We start from the raw sequence: 17,606 nt of genomic DNA, 5'->3' as shown, positions 1-17,606 counted from the left end.
TTGGGAATGGTGAAGCCATGGTGGGACAGGCACCCGTGCGCATCCTGGGGCTGGACCCCGGGCTTCGCCATCTGGGCTGGGGCGTCATCGACGCCGCCGGCAACCGGCTGAGCCATGTGGCTGACGGCACGATCAATACCGACAGCGGCGACGATCTGGCCAAGCGGCTGCTGGAACTGCATGAAGGCATCGCCGCCGTTATCGAAGAGTGGCAGCCGGACGAGGTGGCGGTGGAAGAGACGCTGTCCAACGTCAACCCATCCTCCACCCTGAAACTGGGCATGGCGCGCGGCATCGCCCTGTTCAGCGCCGCCAAGGCGGGGCTGCCGGTGGAACAATATCTGCCGATGCTGGTGAAGAAGTCTGTGGTCGGCACGGGTCATGCCGACAAGAAACAGGTGCAGCACATGGTGAAGATGCTGCTGCCCGGCTTCCAGCGCTCCACCGCTGACGCCGCCGACGCGCTTGCCGTTGCCATCTGCCACGCCCACCACGCACAGACACGGCGCAAGGTGGACAACGCCATTCTAGGGATCAAACGGTAACAAGTTGCCGTTTTGTTCATATGGTGTAGAATTCTTCCCCAGCAGGAAGAAAGGCCCTCCCATGGCGCTCAACATCAAATCCCCGGAGGCGGAAAAGGACGTCCGCCGCTTGGCCGAACTGACGGGTGAAAGCCTGACGGAGGCCATGCACAAGGCCGTGCGCGAGCGGCTGGAGCGTGTCGGCCAGCGATCGCATGAGATGGATGAGGCGCGTTGGGCGAGGGTGGAGGCGATTGTCGCCCGCGCTCAGGCCATCCCGCAGACCCATGATCTGACCGAGGATGAAATCCTTGGCTATGACGTTATGGAAGGACTGCGCGATGATGACGCGGATCGCCATTGATACGTCTTCTATCTACGCGATCCTGTGTGGGGAAGTGGATGCCGCCTTCCATCTGCGGGCCATCCGTCGGGCGCGTGGGGTAATGATGTCGGCCTTGTCGGCTTTCGAATGTCGCACCGTCCTGCTGCGCCGGTTCAGCATGTCCAAGGTTTGGGAGTTTGATGCCTTCCTGGAAGAGACAGGAACGCATCTCTTACCGTTCGATGATGATCAGGCGGGTATCGCTTTCACTGCCTATGGCCGTTTCGGTCGCGGTTCGGGCCATAAGGCACAACTGAACTATGGTGACTGCGCCTCCTACGCTTTATCCCGTTCGGCAGGTGCCCCCCTGCTGTTCAAGGGCCAGGATTTCATCCATACCGACATCGTCGCGGCCCTGCCTTTGCTGGTGCCCGAGGCGGGAGTGAGCCAATGATCGCGAAATTGTCCGGGCTGCTGGACAGCACGGGACTGGACTGGGCCATTATCGACGTTGCCGGCGTGGGATATCTGATCTCCGCCTCCACCCGCACCCTGCGCCGGTTGGGCAGCACGGGCAATGCCGTCTCCGTGCATACGGAGATGTGGGTGTCGGAGGACAAGATGGCGCTCTACGGCTTTGCCGACATCACCGAGCGCGACTGGTTCCGCCTGTTGACCACGGTACAGGGAGTGGGGGCGCGCGTAGCGCTCAACATCCTGTCGGTCCTAGCGCCCGACCGTCTGACCTCTGCCATCGCCGCCCAGGACAAGACGACCCTGTGTGAGGCCGATGGCGTCGGGCCGAAGCTAGCCGCCCGAATTTTGAACGAATTGAAGGATAAGGTGGCCACGCTCGCCACCACGCCCGTGGCGGCGGGCCAAACCCATGCGGCGGCACAGCCCGCCGTCAGTTCTTCTGTCGGGGATGCGGTGTCGGCTCTGGTCAATCTCGGATATAAGCGGATCGAGGCGTTCACGGCCGTGAACAAGGCCGCCCAGACCCTGGGCGCCGATGCCGATGTCTCCGCCCTGATCCGCGCCGGCCTGAAGGAACTGAGCCAGTGAGCCGCGCGCCCAAGCCCAAGCCGGAGGCGCCGCGTCCCGAGCGCATGGTGGAACAGGACCGCATCGGCGGCGATGGTGCCGAAGGCTCCATCCGGCCCTTGTCCCTGGCCGAATTCACCGGCCAGAAACAGGTCCGCGAAAACCTGGCCCTGTTCATCCAGGCGGCCCGGTCGCGCGGGGAGGCGCTGGATCACGTTCTGCTGTTCGGCCCGCCGGGTTTGGGCAAGACCACCCTGGCCCAGATCGTAGCCAAGGAACTGAATGTCGGTTTCCGCGCCACCTCCGGCCCGGTCATCGCGCGGGCGGGGGATCTGGCGGCGCTGCTGACCAATCTCCAGCCCCATGACGTGCTGTTCATCGATGAGATCCACCGCCTGTCCCCGGCGGTGGAGGAAATCCTCTACCCCGCGATGGAGGATTTCCAGTTGGACCTGATCATCGGCGAGGGGCCGGCGGCGCGCAGCGTGCGTATCGACCTGCCGCCCTTCACCCTGGTCGGCGCCACCACCCGGTCCGGCCTGATCACCCGGCCCTTGCGGGAACGGTTCGGCATTCCCTTGCGCATGCAGTTCTACGAACCGGAGGAACTGCAGCTGATCGTCAGCCGTGGGGCCCGTATCCTGGGTGTCGACATGACGGATGAGGGGGCACTGGAAGTCGCCCGCCGGTCGCGCGGCACGCCACGCGTCGCCGGCCGCCTGCTGCGCCGCGTGCGCGACATTTGCGGGGTGCAGGGGACCCTGGTGGTGGATGCCAAGGCCGCCGATCTGGCGCTGACGCGGCTGGAGGTGGATCGGTTGGGCTTCGATGCCATGGACCGCCGCTATCTCGCTTGCATCGCCGACCATTATGGCGGCGGGCCGGTGGGGGTGGAGACGCTGGGGGCCGCCCTGGGCGAACAGCGCGACGTGCTGGAAGAAACCATCGAGCCCTACCTGATTCAACAAGGATTGTTGCAGCGCACACCGCGCGGGCGCATGTTGACCGATACGGGCTACCGCTATCTGGGCCTGCCCGTGCCGGCCACGCCGGCGCGTCAATTGGACCTGCTGGGTGGTGTGCCGACGGTGGGAAAGGGGAGTGCGCCCGTGGGCGATCTGTTCGACGGGGATGACGATGCCTGACGCCGCCATGCCAGGTGGGGGCGCACCGTCTTCCGGCTGGTGGGAGCGGACATCCCACGTCTTTCCGACCCGCGTCTATTACGAGGACACGGACGCCGGCGGCATCGTCTATCACGCCAATTACCTGCGGTTCGCGGAGCGGGCGCGCAACGAGATGCTGCGCCTGGCCGGGTTCCCGCATGCCGCCATGGTGGCGGCGACCGGCATGGCGCTGACCGTGCGCCGGTGCGACATCGATTTTCGGCAACCCGCCCGTCTTGACGACGCGCTTGTGGTCGTCACGCGGATTGTCGATATCGGCGCCGCAACATTGGATATCGAACAGGATGTGTGCCGCGTGTCCGGGCTTGCCTGGGGCGGGGTGGCGGCCTCCACGGGGCCGCAGCCGCTGGTCCGCATGGGCTTGCGCCTGGCATGCATCAACGTACAGGGGCGGCCGGTCCGCCTGCCGGCCGCGTTGCGGGCGGTTCTGCTTACTGGTTTGCCGCCCGCCGACCGCGCTGCTGTTGGCAATGGTCATGAATTATCTACGCAAGGTCAGGACTGAACCCGATGTTTCCCACCCTTCTGCAAGCAGCGTCCGCGCTGGGCGGCACCACCGCCCCGGCCCATGAACTGACGGCGCTGGGCCTGTTCCTGCAGGCCGATTTCGTCGTGAAGCTGGTGATGCTGGGCCTGCTGGCCGCGTCGGTCTGGACCTGGGCCATCATCTTCAACAAGGTGACCAAGCTGCGCCGCCTGAAGGCGGCGGCTGCCGATTTCGAGGAACAATTCTGGTCGGGCGGTTCGCTGGACCAGCTCTATGACAAGGTCGGGCCCACCCCGGCCGACCCGTTCTCCGCCGTCTTTGCCGCCGGTATGCGCGAATGGCGCCATGCCAACGAGCGCGGCCTGTCATCGTCGGGCGCCATGCGCGCCAACCTGTCGCAGCGCATGGAACGCGTGATGTCGGTGACGGTGGGGCGCGAGATGGCGGAAACCGAACGCTACATGACGGTGCTGGCCTCGGTCGGTTCGGCCGGTCCCTTCGTCGGCCTGTTCGGCACGGTCTGGGGCATCATGGGCGCCTTCACCAACATCGCGGCCCAGCAGAACACCTCGCTGGCCGTCGTGGCGCCCGGCATCGCCGAAGCCCTGTTCGCCACCGCCATCGGTCTGGTCGCCGCCATCCCGGCCGTGCTGGCCTATAATTATTTCTCGTCGGAGATCGGGCGGTTCGGCGACCGGCTCGACTCATTTGTGACAGAATTCTCCGCGATTCTGCAGCGTCATCTGGAAGAGCGGGGCTGACATGGGGGCGAGCCTTCCCGGCAAGCATTCCGGTCGCGGGCGACGGCGTGGCCGCCGCGCCGCGATGTCGGACATCAATGTGACGCCCTTCGTCGACGTCATGCTGGTGCTGCTGATCGTATTCATGGTGGCGGCCCCGCTGCTGACCGCCGGCATTCCCGTCAACCTGCCCAAGGGGGCGGCGCAGGCCCTGAAGTCGGAGGAGGACCCGCTCTGGGTTACCGTCACGGCCCAGGGCCGCATCTCCTTCAAGGACAAGAAGGTCTTCGACAACGAGATGTTCGATCTGGCCGAACTGGGCCCCCGCTTGGCCGTGGTTGCCGAACAGACACCCGACCGCAAGGTGCTGGTCCGTGGCGACCGTGAGGCCACCTATGCCAGCATCGTCGATGTGCTGAGCGAGGCGCGCCGTGCCGGCCTGTCGGAGGCCAAGCTGATCATCGAATCCGACGGCCGCGGAAAGTAGGGGCGGAAGCCAACGCACCATGCGCAGCACCCTGATCCTTTCCGGCATCCTCCATCTGGCGCTCCTGATCCTGGCGCTGATCGGCCTTCCGCACCTGATCAAGGAGCGGGAGGTCATTCAGCTGCAGGAGGTTCCGGTCGAGGTGGTCGAGGTTGGGCCGATGACCATCGCCAAGCTGGCCGAGCCCAATCCCAAGCCGCTGCCCCCGCCGCCCAAGCCAACCCCGCCGAAGCCGGAACCCCCGCCCCCGCCGCAGCAGGCCAAGGAGGCGCCGCCACCGCCGCCCGAGGTGAAGGTGCCCGAGCCGCCCAAGCAGGTTGCCGAAAAGCCGCCTGAGCCGGAGCCGCCGAAACCCGATCCCAAGCCGGAACCGGAACCGAAGAAGGAAGAGCCCAAGCCGGAACCTCCCAAGAAGGAGGAACCCAAGCCCAAGCCGCCGGAGCCGAAGAAGGAAGAGCCCAAGCCGAAGCCGCCCAAGGAGGAGCCAAAGCCCAAGCCGCCCGAAAAGACGCTCGACAGCGTGCTGAAGAACGTCGCCAAGCTGAAGACGGACTCGCCGCCCGCCAAGAACCCGCCGAAGGAAACCGCGTCGGAGCCGCCGCAGCCGGTGGCCGCGAAGACGGGCGAGCGGTTGAGCATCAGCGAGGAGGACGCGCTGCGCCGTCAGATTCGCGATTGCTGGAACGCACCGGTGGGTGCCAAGGGCGTGGAAAGCATGCAGGCGGAAATCCGGGTCTTGTTCGATACCAACTTGCGCGTCACAAATGTGCAGTACGTGTCCGGTACGGGTAATCCCAACACCGATCCGCATTTTCGGGCTTTCGTGGAATCCGCCTTACGGGCGCCGCTTTTGCCCGGCTGTAATACGTTGAACATCCCGCGCGACAAATATGCGGATAAAGGCTCAATCCTGATGAAGTTCAGCCTGAAGGACATGTTCTGATGCAAGCCAACGCTCTTTTCTCCACGGGCGGCTGGCGGGTTGTTGGCCGCTTCCTCGCCCTGGTGGTGGCGGTCATGGCGGTCGGTTTCACCGCACCCGCCCGCGCCGAACTTGAGATTAACATCACGGAAGCCAATCCGACGCCGATTCCCATCGCCATCACCAATTTCGCCGGCGATAATCCCAATGCACAGCAGATCGGGAACAATATCGCCGCCGTGATATCGGCGAACCTGGAGCGCTCGGGCCTGTTCCGTCCGCTGGAGCCGGCCAAGTTCGTGCAGACGCCTGACAGCCTGAAGACCGGCGTGCGCTTCGCCGACTGGCGCTTGATCCAGGCCCAGGGCTTGGTGACGGGGACCGTGACCCAGTCGCCCGACGGCCGCACCCGTATCGAGTTCCGCTTGTTCGACGTGACGGCGGGCCAGCAGGTGACGGGTCTGGCCTATACCGTACAGGCCGATGGCTGGCGGCGAGTCGCCCACATCATCTCCGACGCCATCTATAAGCGCGTGACCGGTGAGGAAGGCTACTTCGATACCCGCATCGTCTATATCGCCGAGTCCGGCCCTGCGTTGCAGCGCGTCAAGCAACTCGCGATCATGGATCAGGATGGCCAGAACCATCGTTTCCTGACCGACGGCCGTGTCCTGGTGCTGACCCCGCGTTTCTCGCCCAGCACCCAGGAAATCACATATCTGAGCTACTTCAACAACAAGCCTCGGGTGTATCTGTTCAATATCGACACGGGCCGCCAGGAAGTGCTGGGCGATTTCCCCGGCATGACTTTCGCCCCGCGCTTCTCCCCCGATGGTAATAAGGTGATCATGTCGCTGGCCACGTCCGGCAACAGTGATATCTATGCGCTGGACCTGCGCACGCGCCGCCAGACACAGTTGACCAACCATCCCGGCATCGACACTTCGCCCTCTTACTCGCCCGACGGTAATAAAGTCGTGTTCGAGAGCGACCGTGGCGGTACACAGCAGCTGTACACGATGAATGCCGATGGCAGCGACGTGAAGCGGATTACTTTCGGGCAAGGCCGTTATGGTACGCCCGTCTGGTCCCCGCGCGGCGATCTCATCGCCTTCACCCGTCTGGCCGGTGACAAGTTCTACATCGGTGTCATTCGGCCGGATGGCTCAGGCGAGCGACTTTTGACCGAGGCCTTCCACGTCGAAGGGCCTACCTGGGCCCCAAATGGACGAGTGCTAATGTTCTTTAAGGAACGGCCTTCTGGACAGGGGGGCAAACAGCGCCAAGCCAAGCTATACTCAATCGACTTGACAGGGTTTAATGAACGGCAGGTCTTGACGCCCACCGATGCTTCTGACCCTGCATGGTCGCCCTTGATTCCGTGAGTGCGTCACACTAGTTTCGCAACGCAAGAACAGTGCTCAAATCCGCTGGTCCTCAAAGATCGCGTTCATGCGGCGGCTGGCTGTGGTTCGCACTGTTCCGTGGGGCAAAACGCAATTCCTAACCTGAACTCGAGTTCCACCTAGGGGGTCTCTCAAATGCGCTTCAAGATGCTCAGCCTCGTCGCGGTCGCCCTGCTGGCCACCGCCTGCTCCAGCAAGCCGGAACAGGCCGCGACCGCCACCACCGGCGGCACCACCGCCGCTCAGCCGGCCATGCCGGCCAAGCCCTCGGGCCCGGTTCCGGGCTCCGCCGAAGACTTCATCGTCAATGTCGGCGACCGCGTCTTCTTCGGCTTCGACAAGTTCGACCTGACCCCGGAAGCGACTGCTACCCTGGATCGTCAGGCCGCTTGGCTGAAGACCTACAAGTCCGTGACCATCACCATTGAAGGTCATGCTGACGAGCGCGGCACCCGTGAGTACAACCTGGCCCTGGGCGATCGCCGCGCCACGTCGGTCAAGAACTACCTGACCGCCCTGGGCGTCGAAGCCGCCCGCGTTCAGACCATCTCCTACGGCAAGGAGCGTCCGCAGGTCGTTGGTTCCAACGAAGCCGCCTGGACGCAGAACCGCCGTGGCGTGACCGTGATCAACTGATCACCGTCATCCGACAGGTTCGGGCGACAGCCTGAAGGAAGCGCCGTCCGGGAAACCGGGCGGCGTTTTCGTTTTCGTGGAGTCTCGTCAAGCCTCACCGAATGAATCTCCCAGGCCGGCGACTGCCGGCCCGCGCCCGCGTGGGCGCGCAAGCCCAGCCGCCGGATGGCGGTGCCCGGCGCCTGAGGGCGCCAAACACAAGCCGCCATAATCATGCCTTACCGCCTGTGGACACTTTCCCGGTCCCTGCCGACGCGGTAGGGTCGCGCCATCGCAATCCCCGCCAGACATTGGTCCCCGATGATCCGCCCCCTGCGTTCCGTCAGTCTCCGTTCCCGCCGTCTGTCCGTTGCCGCCGTTGCATTGGCGGTGGCCATCGCCACCATGCCGGCATCCGGCCAGTCTGACACGCGCGAGATAGCCAACCGGCTGCAACGGCTGGAGAACGAGCTGCAGACCTTGAGCCGCGAGGTCTATCGCGGCGGCGGCCGGCCTGCCGGAACGGCACCGGCGCCCGCCATGGGCGGCAATGTCGCGGCCGATTTCGAGGTGCGCCTGCAGCGCCTGGAGTCGGAGATGCAGACCCTGACCGGCCGCTATGAGGAATCCACCTTCCAGGTGGCGCAGCTGCGCGAACAGCTGGCCAAGATGCAGCAGGATCTGGAGTTCCGCCTGAGCCGGCTGGAGCAGGGCCAGGGCGGTGGCCTGTCGGCCGCCCCCGCTGCCGGTGGGAGTGACGCAGCGTCCCCCGGCAATGGCGCCCCGCCGCCGGTGTCGCCCTCCGCCAGCGTTCCTCCCCCGCCGGCCGACCTGCCCAGCGGATCGGCGCAGGAACAGTATGACAGCGCCTTCAACCTGCTGCGCCAGGCGGAGTATGACAAGGCCGAGACCGCCTTCAGCCGGTTCATCAGTGCCAACAGCGCCAGCCCGCTGGCCAGCAACGCCCAGTACTGGCTGGGTGAGACCTTTTATGTGCGTGGCAAGTACAAGGAAGCGGCGGTGGCCTTTGCCGAGGGGTACCAGAAATACCCCAAGAGCCAGAAGGCGCCCGACGCGCTGCTGAAGCTGTCATTGTCGCTGTCGGCCATGAAGTCGACCGAGGATGCGTGCGCGGCGTTGGGCGAGCTTTCCAGACGCTACAAGGACACCGCCCCGCAAACCATCCTGCGCCGGGCCGACGCGGAAAAGAACCGCCTGAAATGCAAGTGAGCGGGCCCATCGGGCCGGTCGGGTTCGATCGGCTGATGCAGGCCCTGGGTCCGTTCGAGTCGGCCCCGCATATCGCCGTCGGTGTTTCCGGCGGTGCCGACAGCATGGCGCTCGTCCTGCTCTTGCATCGCTGGCTGGCCGGCTGCGGCGGTCATCTGCTGGCATTGACCGTCGATCACGGACTGCGCCCCGACAGCGATGCGGAGGCGAGGCGGGTTGCGGCATGGATGGCCGCGCGGGGGATCGACCATCGCATCCTGTATTGGCAGGGGGCGAAGCCCGTCACGGGTATTCAGGCCGGCGCGCGCCATGCCCGCCTGCGCCTGCTGGCCGACGCGGCGGCCGATGCCGGCATCCTGCATCTGGCCCTGGCCCACCATGCCGACGATCAGGCGGAAACCCACCGGCTGCGGGCCGACCGGTCCAGCGGGCGCCAGGGCTTGGCCGGCATGCCCGCCATCCGGGAGATGGAACGGCTGCGGCTGATCCGGCCGCTGCTGCCCGTGGGCAAGGACCGGCTGGTCGCCACCTGTCAGGCCATGGGGCAGGAATGGGTGGAGGACCCGTCGAACAGCAATCCCGCCTTCGCCCGTGCCCGGCTGCGCCTGTCGGAGTCGGTGGGAGAGGGGGAGATGACGGGGGCACTGGCGGCGGCGCGCGACCGTGCCCGCGACGATGACGAAGCGGCCTCCCTGCTGGCCGCCCATGCGCGGTTCCAGCCGGCGGGCTGGGTGATCCTGGACCATGCCCTGGTCGATCATCCACCGGCCCTGGGCCAGCGATTGGTCGCAACCCTGCTGCGCGCCGTGGGCGGGGCGACCTATCCGCCGTCGCCCGCTGCCGTGGCCCATCTGGTCGCGGGTCTGGTGGCGCAGCCTGGGCAGGGGCGGACCTTGGCCGGCTGTCGCTTCACGCCGATTGCCGGCGGCTGGCGGCTGATGCGGGAGGCGCGCAACCTGCAAGGGCCGGTCCGGTTTGGCGGCGGCGGGCCACCGGTCACATGGGACGGCCGATTTCGCCTGTGGGCTGAACGGGTTGGCGACTATATCGTCCGCGCGCTGGACGAGGATCTGTGGCGTCGCGCCCTGGCCGACCGGCCGGCGCTGGGGCGCCTGGACCTGCCGGCGGCGCTGCGCTGGACACTGCCGGCGGTGCTGTCCGGGGATCGGCTGATTGCCATATCCCATATGGACTATCGGGTCGTCCCCCTGGCCGATCCCGGTCTCCATATAGTGCCATTGGTATCGGTTCCGGCAGTTCCCGCGCGGTTCGCTGTTGTCACCGCCGCAGATGACATTATCTAATGGAAGGAGTTCCCCCGGCCAGTCCTGGGGGTGCGGTCGATGAAAGGTCAGGGCTGTGAATAATTTCGGTAAGAATCTGGCGCTGTGGCTGGTGATCGGGGTGCTGTTGATCGCCCTGTTCAACCTGTTCCAGACCTCCTCCACCCGCTCGTCCCAGTCCGGCATGGCCTATAGCGACCTGCTGTCGGAAGTGTCGCGCGGGTCGGTGTCGGCCGTGACCATCAAGGGCGACCAGATTTCCGGCACCACCAATGACGGCCGTCCCTTCACCGTGACGGTGCCCCCGGGTGCCAATGTGGCCGACCGCCTGGTCGACAAGAATGTCCGTGTGTCGGTGGTGGCCGAGGATAACAGCCCGACGCTGTTCTCCATCCTGCTGTCCTGGTTCCCGATGCTGCTGCTGATCGGCGTCTGGATTTTCTTCATGCGTCAGATGCAGGGTGGCGGCGGCAAGGCAATGGGCTTCGGCAAGTCGCGTGCCCGGCTGCTGACCGAAAAGGTCGGGCGCGTCACCTTCGACGATGTCGCCGGCATCGATGAGGCCAAGCAGGAGCTGGAGGAGGTCGTTGACTTCCTGAAGGACCCGCAGAAGTTCCAGCGCCTGGGCGGCAAGATCCCCAAGGGCGTGCTGCTGGTCGGCCCGCCGGGTACGGGTAAGACCCTGACGGCCCGCGCCGTGGCCGGTGAGGCGAACGTTCCCTTCTTCACCATCTCCGGCTCCGATTTCGTGGAGATGTTCGTGGGCGTCGGTGCGTCCCGTGTCCGCGACATGTTCGAGCAGGGCAAGAAGAACGCGCCCTGCATCATCTTCATCGACGAGATCGACGCCGTCGGCCGCCATCGCGGCGCCGGCCTGGGTGGGGGCAATGACGAGCGCGAGCAGACCCTGAACCAGCTGCTGGTGGAGATGGATGGGTTTGAGGCGAATGAGGGGGTGATCCTGATCGCCGCCACCAACCGTCCCGATGTGCTGGACCCGGCCCTGCTGCGTCCCGGCCGCTTTGACCGTCAGGTCGTGGTGCCCAATCCCGACGTGCTGGGCCGCGAGAAGATCGTGAAGGTCCATATGCGCAAGGTGCCGCTGGCGCCCGATGTGGACCCTAAGATCATCGCCCGTGGCACGCCCGGCTTCTCCGGTGCCGATCTGGCCAATCTGGTGAACGAGGCGGCCCTGCTGGCGGCCCGTGCCGGCAAGCGTGTCGTTGGCATGGCTGATTTCGAATCCGCCAAGGACAAGGTCATGATGGGCGCGGAACGCCGCTCCATGGTGATGTCGGAGCGGGAGAAGAAGCTGACCGCCTATCACGAGGCTGGCCACGCGCTGGTGTCGCTGCTGGTGCCGGAATATGACCCGCTGCACAAGGTCACCATCATCCCGCGCGGCCGCGCGCTGGGCGTGACGATGAACCTGCCGGAACGCGACCGCACCAACTACACCAAGCGGGAGATGGAATCCCGTCTGGCCGTGCTGTTCGGTGGTCGCGTGGCCGAGGAGATCATCTTCGGCGGCGAGAACGTGACCACCGGTGCCGCCAGCGACATCCAGCAGGCCACCCGCTGGGCCCGCGCCATGGTCGCCGAGTATGGCATGTCCGACAAGCTGGGCCGCGTGCGCTACAATGCCAATGAGCAGGAGGTGTTCCTGGGTCATTCGGTGTCGCAGCAGCAGAATGTGTCGGAAGCAACCGCCCAGATCATCGACGAGGAAATCCGTCGCCTGATCGAGGAGGGTGAGGCCCAGGCACACCGGCTGCTGACCGAGCATCTGGACGATCTGCACAAGGTGTCGGAAGCGCTGCTGGAGTTCGAGACGCTGTCGGGCGAGGAGGTGAAGGCCCTGATGCGTGGCGAACAGGTGGTCCGCACCGATCCGCCGGCCCCGCGCCCCCAGGCGCCGGAGCCGCCCAAGTCCACAGGCCGCCGCGCGTCGGTCCCCACCTCTGGCAAGGACGGCATCGAACCGGAGCCGCAGCCGGGTGTGTGAAACGGTTTGAGTTGAGGTAGCAGACCCCCGGCATGCCAAGTGCCGGGGGTTTGTTGTTTGTGCATCGTTTCTTAAATGTCTCGCTTCTTTCTCCTTTCACGTCATCCCGGCTTTCGCCGGGATGACGTGAAAGGAGAGCATTTTTTCGAGGCCTCATGCCCCGCCCCCTCGCCATCCTTTCCGGCCCCGCCGCCCGGGTCGCTGTTGCTGCTGGCCATGCAAGCCCCCTGGCTGGTGGCCCCCTGGCCTTCGCGCTGGCTGAAACCGCGGACGGTATCATACCGGCCATGGCGTTGCCGCCCGATCACCCGCTGATCACCCCGCGCGCGCTCTGGGCTGGATTCGACCTCGCCCGGCCGGTGATCATGGGCATCGTCAATGTCACGCCCGACAGCTTCTCCGACGGGGGCGACCATGGCCAGACCGACGCTGCCATCGCCCATGGAAGCCGCCTGCTGGATGAGGGTGCGGACATCCTGGATATCGGTGGCGAGTCGACCCGGCCGGGTGCCGCCCCCGTGCCGGTGGATGTCGAGATCGCCCGCACGGTACCCGTCATCCGGGCGCTGGCGGCCGAGGGTGCCATCATCTCCATCGACACGCGCCATGCGGCCGTGATGAAGGCGGCGGCCGAAGCGGGTGCCAGGATCATCAACGATGTCACCGCCCTGACCGGTGACCCTGACAGCCTGTCCGTGGCCGCATCCACCGGCCTGCCCATAGTGCTGATGCATATTCAGGGTGAGCCGCAGACCATGCAGGATGCGCCGCATTACGATGATGTCGGGCGTGAGGTGCTGGACTGGCTGTCGGCCCGCATTGACGCGGCCATGGCCGCGGGCATCGCGCGGGACAGGATCGCCATCGATCCCGGCATCGGATTCGGCAAGGACCTGTCCCACAATGTCGATCTGCTGGCCCGCACCGGCCTGCTGCATAATCTGCGCTGTCCGCTGCTGATCGGGGTCAGCCGCAAGCGCTTCATCGCTGGCCTGTCGAAGGGGGAGGCGCCCAAGGACCGGGTCGCCGGGTCCATCGCCGCCGCCCTGCACACGCTAGGGCAGGGGGCCCATATCCTGCGCGTGCATGACGTGGCCGCGACGGTGCAGGCGGTCGCTGTGTGGCAGGCGCTGCAATCGGCGTGATATAGGGTGGATTACGATCAAGGCCCCGGTCGGGCCCTCTCCAGGACGAGAAGACATGTCGCGTAAATTGTTCGGTACAGATGGCATCCGCGGCACCGCCAATACCGAGCCGATGACGGCGGAAACGGCGCTGAAGGCTGCCATGGCGGCGGCGCTGCATTTCCGGCGCGGTGACCATCGCCACACGGTGGTGATCGCCAAGGATACCCGCCTCTCAGGTTACATGCTGGAACCGGCGCTGACGGCGGGTTTTGTGTCCATGGGCATGGATGTGATCCTGGTCGGGCCGCTGCCCACGCCGGCGGTGGCCATGCTGACCCGGTCGATGCGCGCTGACCTGGGCGTGATGCTGTCGGCCAGCCATAACCCGTTCCAGGATAATGGCATCAAGCTGTTCGGTCCCGACGGCTACAAGCTGTCGGATGAGATCGAGGCGGAGATCGAGGCGCGCATGGCGCTGCCCTTCACACCCGATCTGGCAGCACCCCGTGACCTGGGCAGGGCGCAGCGCATGGAGGATGCGTCCGGCCGCTATATCGAGGTGGTGAAGAGCAGCTTCCCGCGCGCCTTGCGCCTGGACGGGATGAAGATCGTCGTCGATTGCGCCCATGGTGCCGCCTATAAGGTGGCGCCGCGCGTGCTGTATGAGCTGGGGGCGGAGGTGGTAACCCTGTTCAACCAGCCCAATGGCTTCAACATCAATGACAAGTGCGGTGCCACGTCGGTGGGCGCCATGCGCGCGGCCGTGGTGGAGCACAAGGCCGACCTGGGCATCGCGCTGGACGGCGACGCCGACCGCCTGATCCTGGCCGACGAGACGGGCAGCCAGATCGACGGCGACCAGATCATGGCCCTGATCGGCCAGAGCTGGGCGGAAAGCGGCCGGCTGCGCGGCGGCGGGGTGGTGGCCACCGTCATGTCCAATATGGGCATGGAACTGCACCTGAAGAAGCTGGGCCTGACGCTGGCCCGCACGGCTGTGGGCGACCGCTATGTCGTGGAGCATATGCGCGAGCATGGGTTCAACGTGGGCGGTGAACAGTCCGGCCATGTCGTGCTGTCCGACTTCGCCACCACGGGCGATGGCTTGCTGGCGGCGTTGCAGGTGCTGGCCTGCATCCGCCAGTCCGGCCGGCCGGCATCCGACGTGCTGCGTGTGTTCCAGCCACTGCCCCAGCTGTTGAAGAATGTCCGCTACGACGCCTCCACCGGCATCCGCCCGCTGGACGCCGACAGTGTGCAGGCGGCGATCCGGGCAGGGGAGGAGAAGCTGGCCGGCGTGGGCCGCGTCCTGATCCGCAAGTCGGGCACCGAACCGCTGATCCGCGTCATGGCGGAGGGGGAGGACGACGATCTGGTGACAAGCGTCGTGGACGATATCTGCGACGCCGTGCGCAGCGTGACCCAGGCTGTGGCCGCAGAATAAGGGAGACCTTCCGATGAAGGGACGTGTCCTCATCATCGCCGGGTCCGATTCGGGCGGCGGGGCCGGCATCCAGGCCGACATCAAGGCGGTCACGGCGCTGAACGGCTATGCCATGACCGCCATCACGGCGCTGACGGCCCAGGATACGAACGGCGTCCATGGTGTGCTGCCGGTGCCCATCGATTTCGTGGCGCAGCAGATGCGGTTGGTGCTGGGCGATATCGGGGCCGACGCGGTGAAGATTGGCATGCTGGCCACGGCCGAGATCATCGATGCGGTGGCTGACACGCTGATCCAGGCCGCCCCCGGCGTCGCTGTCGTGGCCGACCCGGTGATGGTGGCCAAGGGCGGGCACCGGCTGCTGGATGAAAGTGCCACGGGTGCCCTGATCCGCCGTCTGCTGCCGCTGGCGGCCATCGTCACGCCCAATGTGCCGGAGGCGGAAGCCATGACCGGCATGGCCATCACCAGCGTGGACGATATGCGCCGCGCCGCCACCGCCATGCTGGAATATGGCGCCAAGGCGGTGCTGATGAAGGGCGGGCACATGGACGGGCCGGTGCTGACCGACCTGCTGGTCACACGCGATGGCGAACATGCCTTTACCGGTCAGCGGGTAGAGACGCGCCATACCCATGGTACGGGCTGCACCCTGTCATCGGCCATCGCCACCGGTCTGGCGCAAGGGCTGGACGTGGTGTCGGCCGTCGCCCGCGCCCGGCGCTATGTCGATATCGCCATCCGCACGGCCCCCGGCTTCGGCCGGGGCCATGGCCCCTTGAACCATGCCCATACCGTGGGGGACTTTGCATGAGCGGTTTCAGCTCTGACCTTCTGGCCGCTTACCAGCAGACCAGTTACGTGGCGCTGGACGGCAAGCGCACGGCCACGGCCCGCATCATGGCCGACGGCGCGGAGATCGATGCGCTGCTGGAGAAGCGGGGAGCGGCGGAGGTGGTGTTTGTCACCGCCTGGAATCCGAAGAGCAAGCGGGTGGGGGAGGCGGTCAATGTCGCCGCGCATGCCCGCCTGACCGACATCCTGGAGGATGAGGAGCTGGATTACATCCCGGCCGAACTGCGCCCGGCGACCAAGGACTGGCCGATGGAGAAGGGGGTGGCCATCTTCGATCTGGCACCCTTTGACGCGCTGCAACTGGCGGAGATGCTGGGCCAGTATGCCATCGTCTGGCAGGGGCAGGGACAGCCGGCGCAACTGCTGTTTACCCGCCTGGCGTTGGGGTGACGAACCCGTCCGCGCCCTATACGCAGCAGCAGATGCGCGACCGCGTGCTGTACCAGGATGAACGGGTGATCATCCTGGATAAGCCGCCGGGGCTGCTGGTCCATTCCGTGGGCGACGGGGATGCGGACCTGGAGCAGTATCTGCCCCTGATCCAGGGTGACCGGCCACACCCGCCGCGTCTGGCCCACCGGCTGGACCGCGACACGGCCGGCTGTCTGGTCCTGGCCCGTGATGGAGAGGCGGCGGCCCGGCTGGGCGCCATGTTCGTGGACGGCCGGGTGCGCAAGACATACTGGGCCGTCGTGCAGGGCGGGCCGAAGGCGGCGGAGGGGGTGATCGACCTGCCCCTGCACAAGGTCTGGGTGCCCGGCGGATCGAAGATGGTGCTGGATGCGGCGGGCAAGCCCGCCCTGACCCGCTGGAAGCGGCTGGGCGAAGCTGGGGGCCTGTCGCTGCTGGAACTGTACCCCCGCACCGGCCGCATGCACCAGCTGCGCGCCCATTGCGCCTATATGGGCATGCCGATCCTGGGCGATAAGATCTATGGGGCGGAGCGGCCGCCCCTGCTGCCGCTGCACCTGTTGGCCCGGTCGATCCGCTTTCCCAGCCTGGATGGCTCAGGGGCCGAAGTAACCGCAACCGCTCCCCCGCCGCCGCATATGGCGGCGACATTGGCGGGGGCGGGTTTGAGGCCGGATCAGTTATCGTAGTTGGGGATGTCCGGCATCTGCTCCACGGCGGGCTTGCCGTCGCGAATCCAGCCGTCCCGGCGCTGGCGGTAGAGGGAACGCATGGAGGCGTAATAGTCGAAGCTGTTGCGCTTCACATCGTCCAGCGCCTCGATATATTCCGCGCGCGTGTCCAGGGCCGACAGGCCGGCGCGGGTATAGTTGACCCAATCGCGGTCGGTGTTGGAGGCATAGTTCGATACCGGGTCGGCCAGGAACTCTCCCGCCGTGCCAGTGGCATCGCGCAGCGAGGACGGGCCCAGCAGCGGCAGCACCAGATATGGTCCCTCCGGAATGCCCCAGACGGCCAGCGTCTGGTCCAGGCTTTCATACTCGTAGGGGATGCCGTTATCGCCCGCCACGTCGATCAGGCCGACAATGCCCACCGTGCTGTTGATCAGGAAGCGCTTCAGCACATTGCCCGCCCCGTCCCAATCGCCCTGCAGCAACTGGTTGGTCAGGTCCAGCGGCGAGCGCAGGTTGCGCAGCGCGTTGCGCACGCCCTTCTGCGCCGGGTTGGGCAGCACGGTGCGATAGACCTTGGCCGCCGGCCGGATCAGCACGACGTCCAGCCCCTCATTCACCCAGAAGATGGCACGATTCACCGGTTCCAGCGGATCGTTCACATCTTCGGTCTGGATCTGGGCTACCTGGTCGTCAGTGAAGGCGGTTTGATCCACATTCAGCGCCGGGGCGGGTGTCTCCTGTGCAGCGGCCGGCAGCGTTGCGATGGACAGGGCCAACAACGTCGCCATCGCCGTGCGGCGCAGCAAAGGGGCGGTGGACGGGCGGAACATGCGGGGCAGC

20 protein-coding genes are annotated in these 17,606 nt (G+C 66.1%); 19 read left to right on the top strand and 1 reads right to left on the bottom strand.

What is annotated here, in order from left to right; translation table 11 throughout:
* Nucleotides 1-17: 17 nt before the first annotated feature.
* From ruvC to AC1Q7F_RS07315, 19 genes are all read left to right on the top strand, one after another.
* Nucleotides 18-545: a crossover junction endodeoxyribonuclease RuvC gene (gene ruvC / locus AC1Q7F_RS07405; RefSeq protein WP_492505309.1), complete on the top strand. Its 528-nt coding sequence runs from the start codon at nt 18-20 to the stop codon at nt 543-545.
* 61 nt (nt 546-606) lie between these two features.
* A complete protein-coding gene (locus AC1Q7F_RS07400) occupies nt 607-888 on the top strand; it encodes a type II toxin-antitoxin system VapB family antitoxin (protein ID WP_492505307.1) in 282 nt (93 codons plus the stop codon).
* Nucleotides 866-1,303, top strand: a complete 438-nt coding sequence (locus AC1Q7F_RS07395; protein WP_492505306.1) for a type II toxin-antitoxin system VapC family toxin — start codon at nt 866-868, stop codon at nt 1,301-1,303. The genes AC1Q7F_RS07400 and AC1Q7F_RS07395 overlap by 23 nt, the downstream gene beginning before the upstream one ends.
* Entirely contained in the window at nt 1,300-1,914 is a 615-nt protein-coding gene (gene ruvA / locus AC1Q7F_RS07390) for a Holliday junction branch migration protein RuvA (RefSeq protein ID WP_492505304.1), read from the top strand. The genes AC1Q7F_RS07395 and ruvA overlap by 4 nt, the downstream gene beginning before the upstream one ends.
* 44 nt (nt 1,915-1,958) lie before the next feature.
* The gene (gene ruvB / locus AC1Q7F_RS07385; protein ID WP_492505709.1) at nt 1,959-3,038 is read left to right on the top strand and encodes a Holliday junction branch migration DNA helicase RuvB; all 1,080 of its coding nucleotides are present in this window, start codon (nt 1,959-1,961) and stop codon (nt 3,036-3,038) included.
* Complete coding sequence (locus tag AC1Q7F_RS07380) at nt 3,031-3,585, top strand: YbgC/FadM family acyl-CoA thioesterase (protein WP_492505302.1); 555 nt, start codon at nt 3,031-3,033, stop codon at nt 3,583-3,585. Before ruvB ends, AC1Q7F_RS07380 begins: the two co-directional genes overlap by 8 nt.
* 5 nt (nt 3,586-3,590) lie before the next feature.
* On the top strand, nt 3,591-4,328 hold the full coding sequence (gene tolQ, locus AC1Q7F_RS07375) for a protein TolQ (RefSeq protein WP_492505300.1): 738 nt from the start codon (nt 3,591-3,593) through the stop codon (nt 4,326-4,328).
* A 1-nt stretch (nt 4,329) separates the two neighbouring features.
* A complete protein-coding gene (locus AC1Q7F_RS07370; protein WP_492505298.1) occupies nt 4,330-4,794 on the top strand; it encodes an ExbD/TolR family protein in 465 nt (154 codons plus the stop codon).
* 19 nt (nt 4,795-4,813) lie between these two features.
* Complete coding sequence (locus tag AC1Q7F_RS07365; RefSeq protein ID WP_492505296.1) at nt 4,814-5,737, top strand: energy transducer TonB; 924 nt, start codon at nt 4,814-4,816, stop codon at nt 5,735-5,737.
* Nucleotides 5,737-7,101: a Tol-Pal system beta propeller repeat protein TolB gene (gene tolB, locus AC1Q7F_RS07360; RefSeq protein WP_492505294.1), complete on the top strand. Its 1,365-nt coding sequence runs from the start codon at nt 5,737-5,739 to the stop codon at nt 7,099-7,101. Before AC1Q7F_RS07365 ends, tolB begins: the two co-directional genes overlap by 1 nt.
* A 156-nt stretch (nt 7,102-7,257) precedes the next feature.
* On the top strand, nt 7,258-7,758 hold the full coding sequence (gene pal / locus AC1Q7F_RS07355) for a peptidoglycan-associated lipoprotein Pal (RefSeq protein ID WP_492505293.1): 501 nt from the start codon (nt 7,258-7,260) through the stop codon (nt 7,756-7,758).
* A 300-nt stretch (nt 7,759-8,058) separates the two neighbouring features.
* On the top strand, nt 8,059-8,967 hold the full coding sequence (gene ybgF, locus AC1Q7F_RS07350) for a tol-pal system protein YbgF (RefSeq protein ID WP_492505291.1): 909 nt from the start codon (nt 8,059-8,061) through the stop codon (nt 8,965-8,967).
* A complete protein-coding gene (gene tilS / locus AC1Q7F_RS07345) occupies nt 8,964-10,271 on the top strand; it encodes a tRNA lysidine(34) synthetase TilS (protein ID WP_492505289.1) in 1,308 nt (435 codons plus the stop codon). Before ybgF ends, tilS begins: the two co-directional genes overlap by 4 nt.
* Before the next feature lie 55 nt (nt 10,272-10,326).
* Complete coding sequence (gene ftsH / locus AC1Q7F_RS07340; protein WP_492505287.1) at nt 10,327-12,255, top strand: ATP-dependent zinc metalloprotease FtsH; 1,929 nt, start codon at nt 10,327-10,329, stop codon at nt 12,253-12,255.
* A gap of 155 nt (nt 12,256-12,410) precedes the next feature.
* Nucleotides 12,411-13,400, top strand: a complete 990-nt coding sequence (gene folP, locus AC1Q7F_RS07335) for a dihydropteroate synthase (protein WP_492505285.1) — start codon at nt 12,411-12,413, stop codon at nt 13,398-13,400.
* A 55-nt stretch (nt 13,401-13,455) separates the two neighbouring features.
* Complete coding sequence (glmM, locus tag AC1Q7F_RS07330; protein ID WP_492505283.1) at nt 13,456-14,826, top strand: phosphoglucosamine mutase; 1,371 nt, start codon at nt 13,456-13,458, stop codon at nt 14,824-14,826.
* A gap of 13 nt (nt 14,827-14,839) precedes the next feature.
* Nucleotides 14,840-15,640, top strand: coding sequence for a bifunctional hydroxymethylpyrimidine kinase/phosphomethylpyrimidine kinase (thiD, locus tag AC1Q7F_RS07325; RefSeq protein WP_492505281.1), 801 nt, complete (start codon nt 14,840-14,842; stop codon nt 15,638-15,640).
* The gene (locus AC1Q7F_RS07320; RefSeq protein WP_492505280.1) at nt 15,637-16,071 is read left to right on the top strand and encodes a DUF3293 domain-containing protein; all 435 of its coding nucleotides are present in this window, start codon (nt 15,637-15,639) and stop codon (nt 16,069-16,071) included. Before thiD ends, AC1Q7F_RS07320 begins: the two co-directional genes overlap by 4 nt.
* Nucleotides 16,068-16,781: an RluA family pseudouridine synthase gene (locus tag AC1Q7F_RS07315; protein ID WP_492505278.1), complete on the top strand. Its 714-nt coding sequence runs from the start codon at nt 16,068-16,070 to the stop codon at nt 16,779-16,781. Before AC1Q7F_RS07320 ends, AC1Q7F_RS07315 begins: the two co-directional genes overlap by 4 nt.
* Here AC1Q7F_RS07315 and AC1Q7F_RS07310 read toward each other — a convergent pair.
* Nucleotides 16,769-17,596: an MlaA family lipoprotein gene (locus tag AC1Q7F_RS07310; protein ID WP_492505276.1), complete on the bottom strand. Its 828-nt coding sequence runs from the start codon at nt 17,594-17,596 to the stop codon at nt 16,769-16,771. The two genes, AC1Q7F_RS07315 and AC1Q7F_RS07310, sit on opposite strands and share 13 nt — an antisense overlap.
* Nucleotides 17,597-17,606 lie beyond the last annotated feature (10 nt).

The organism is Niveispirillum sp. GW835-FHT14G11, assembly GCF_058793615.1.
The sequence above is the reverse complement of the archived record's forward strand: the minus strand, read 5'-3'. Positions and strand labels throughout refer to the sequence as shown.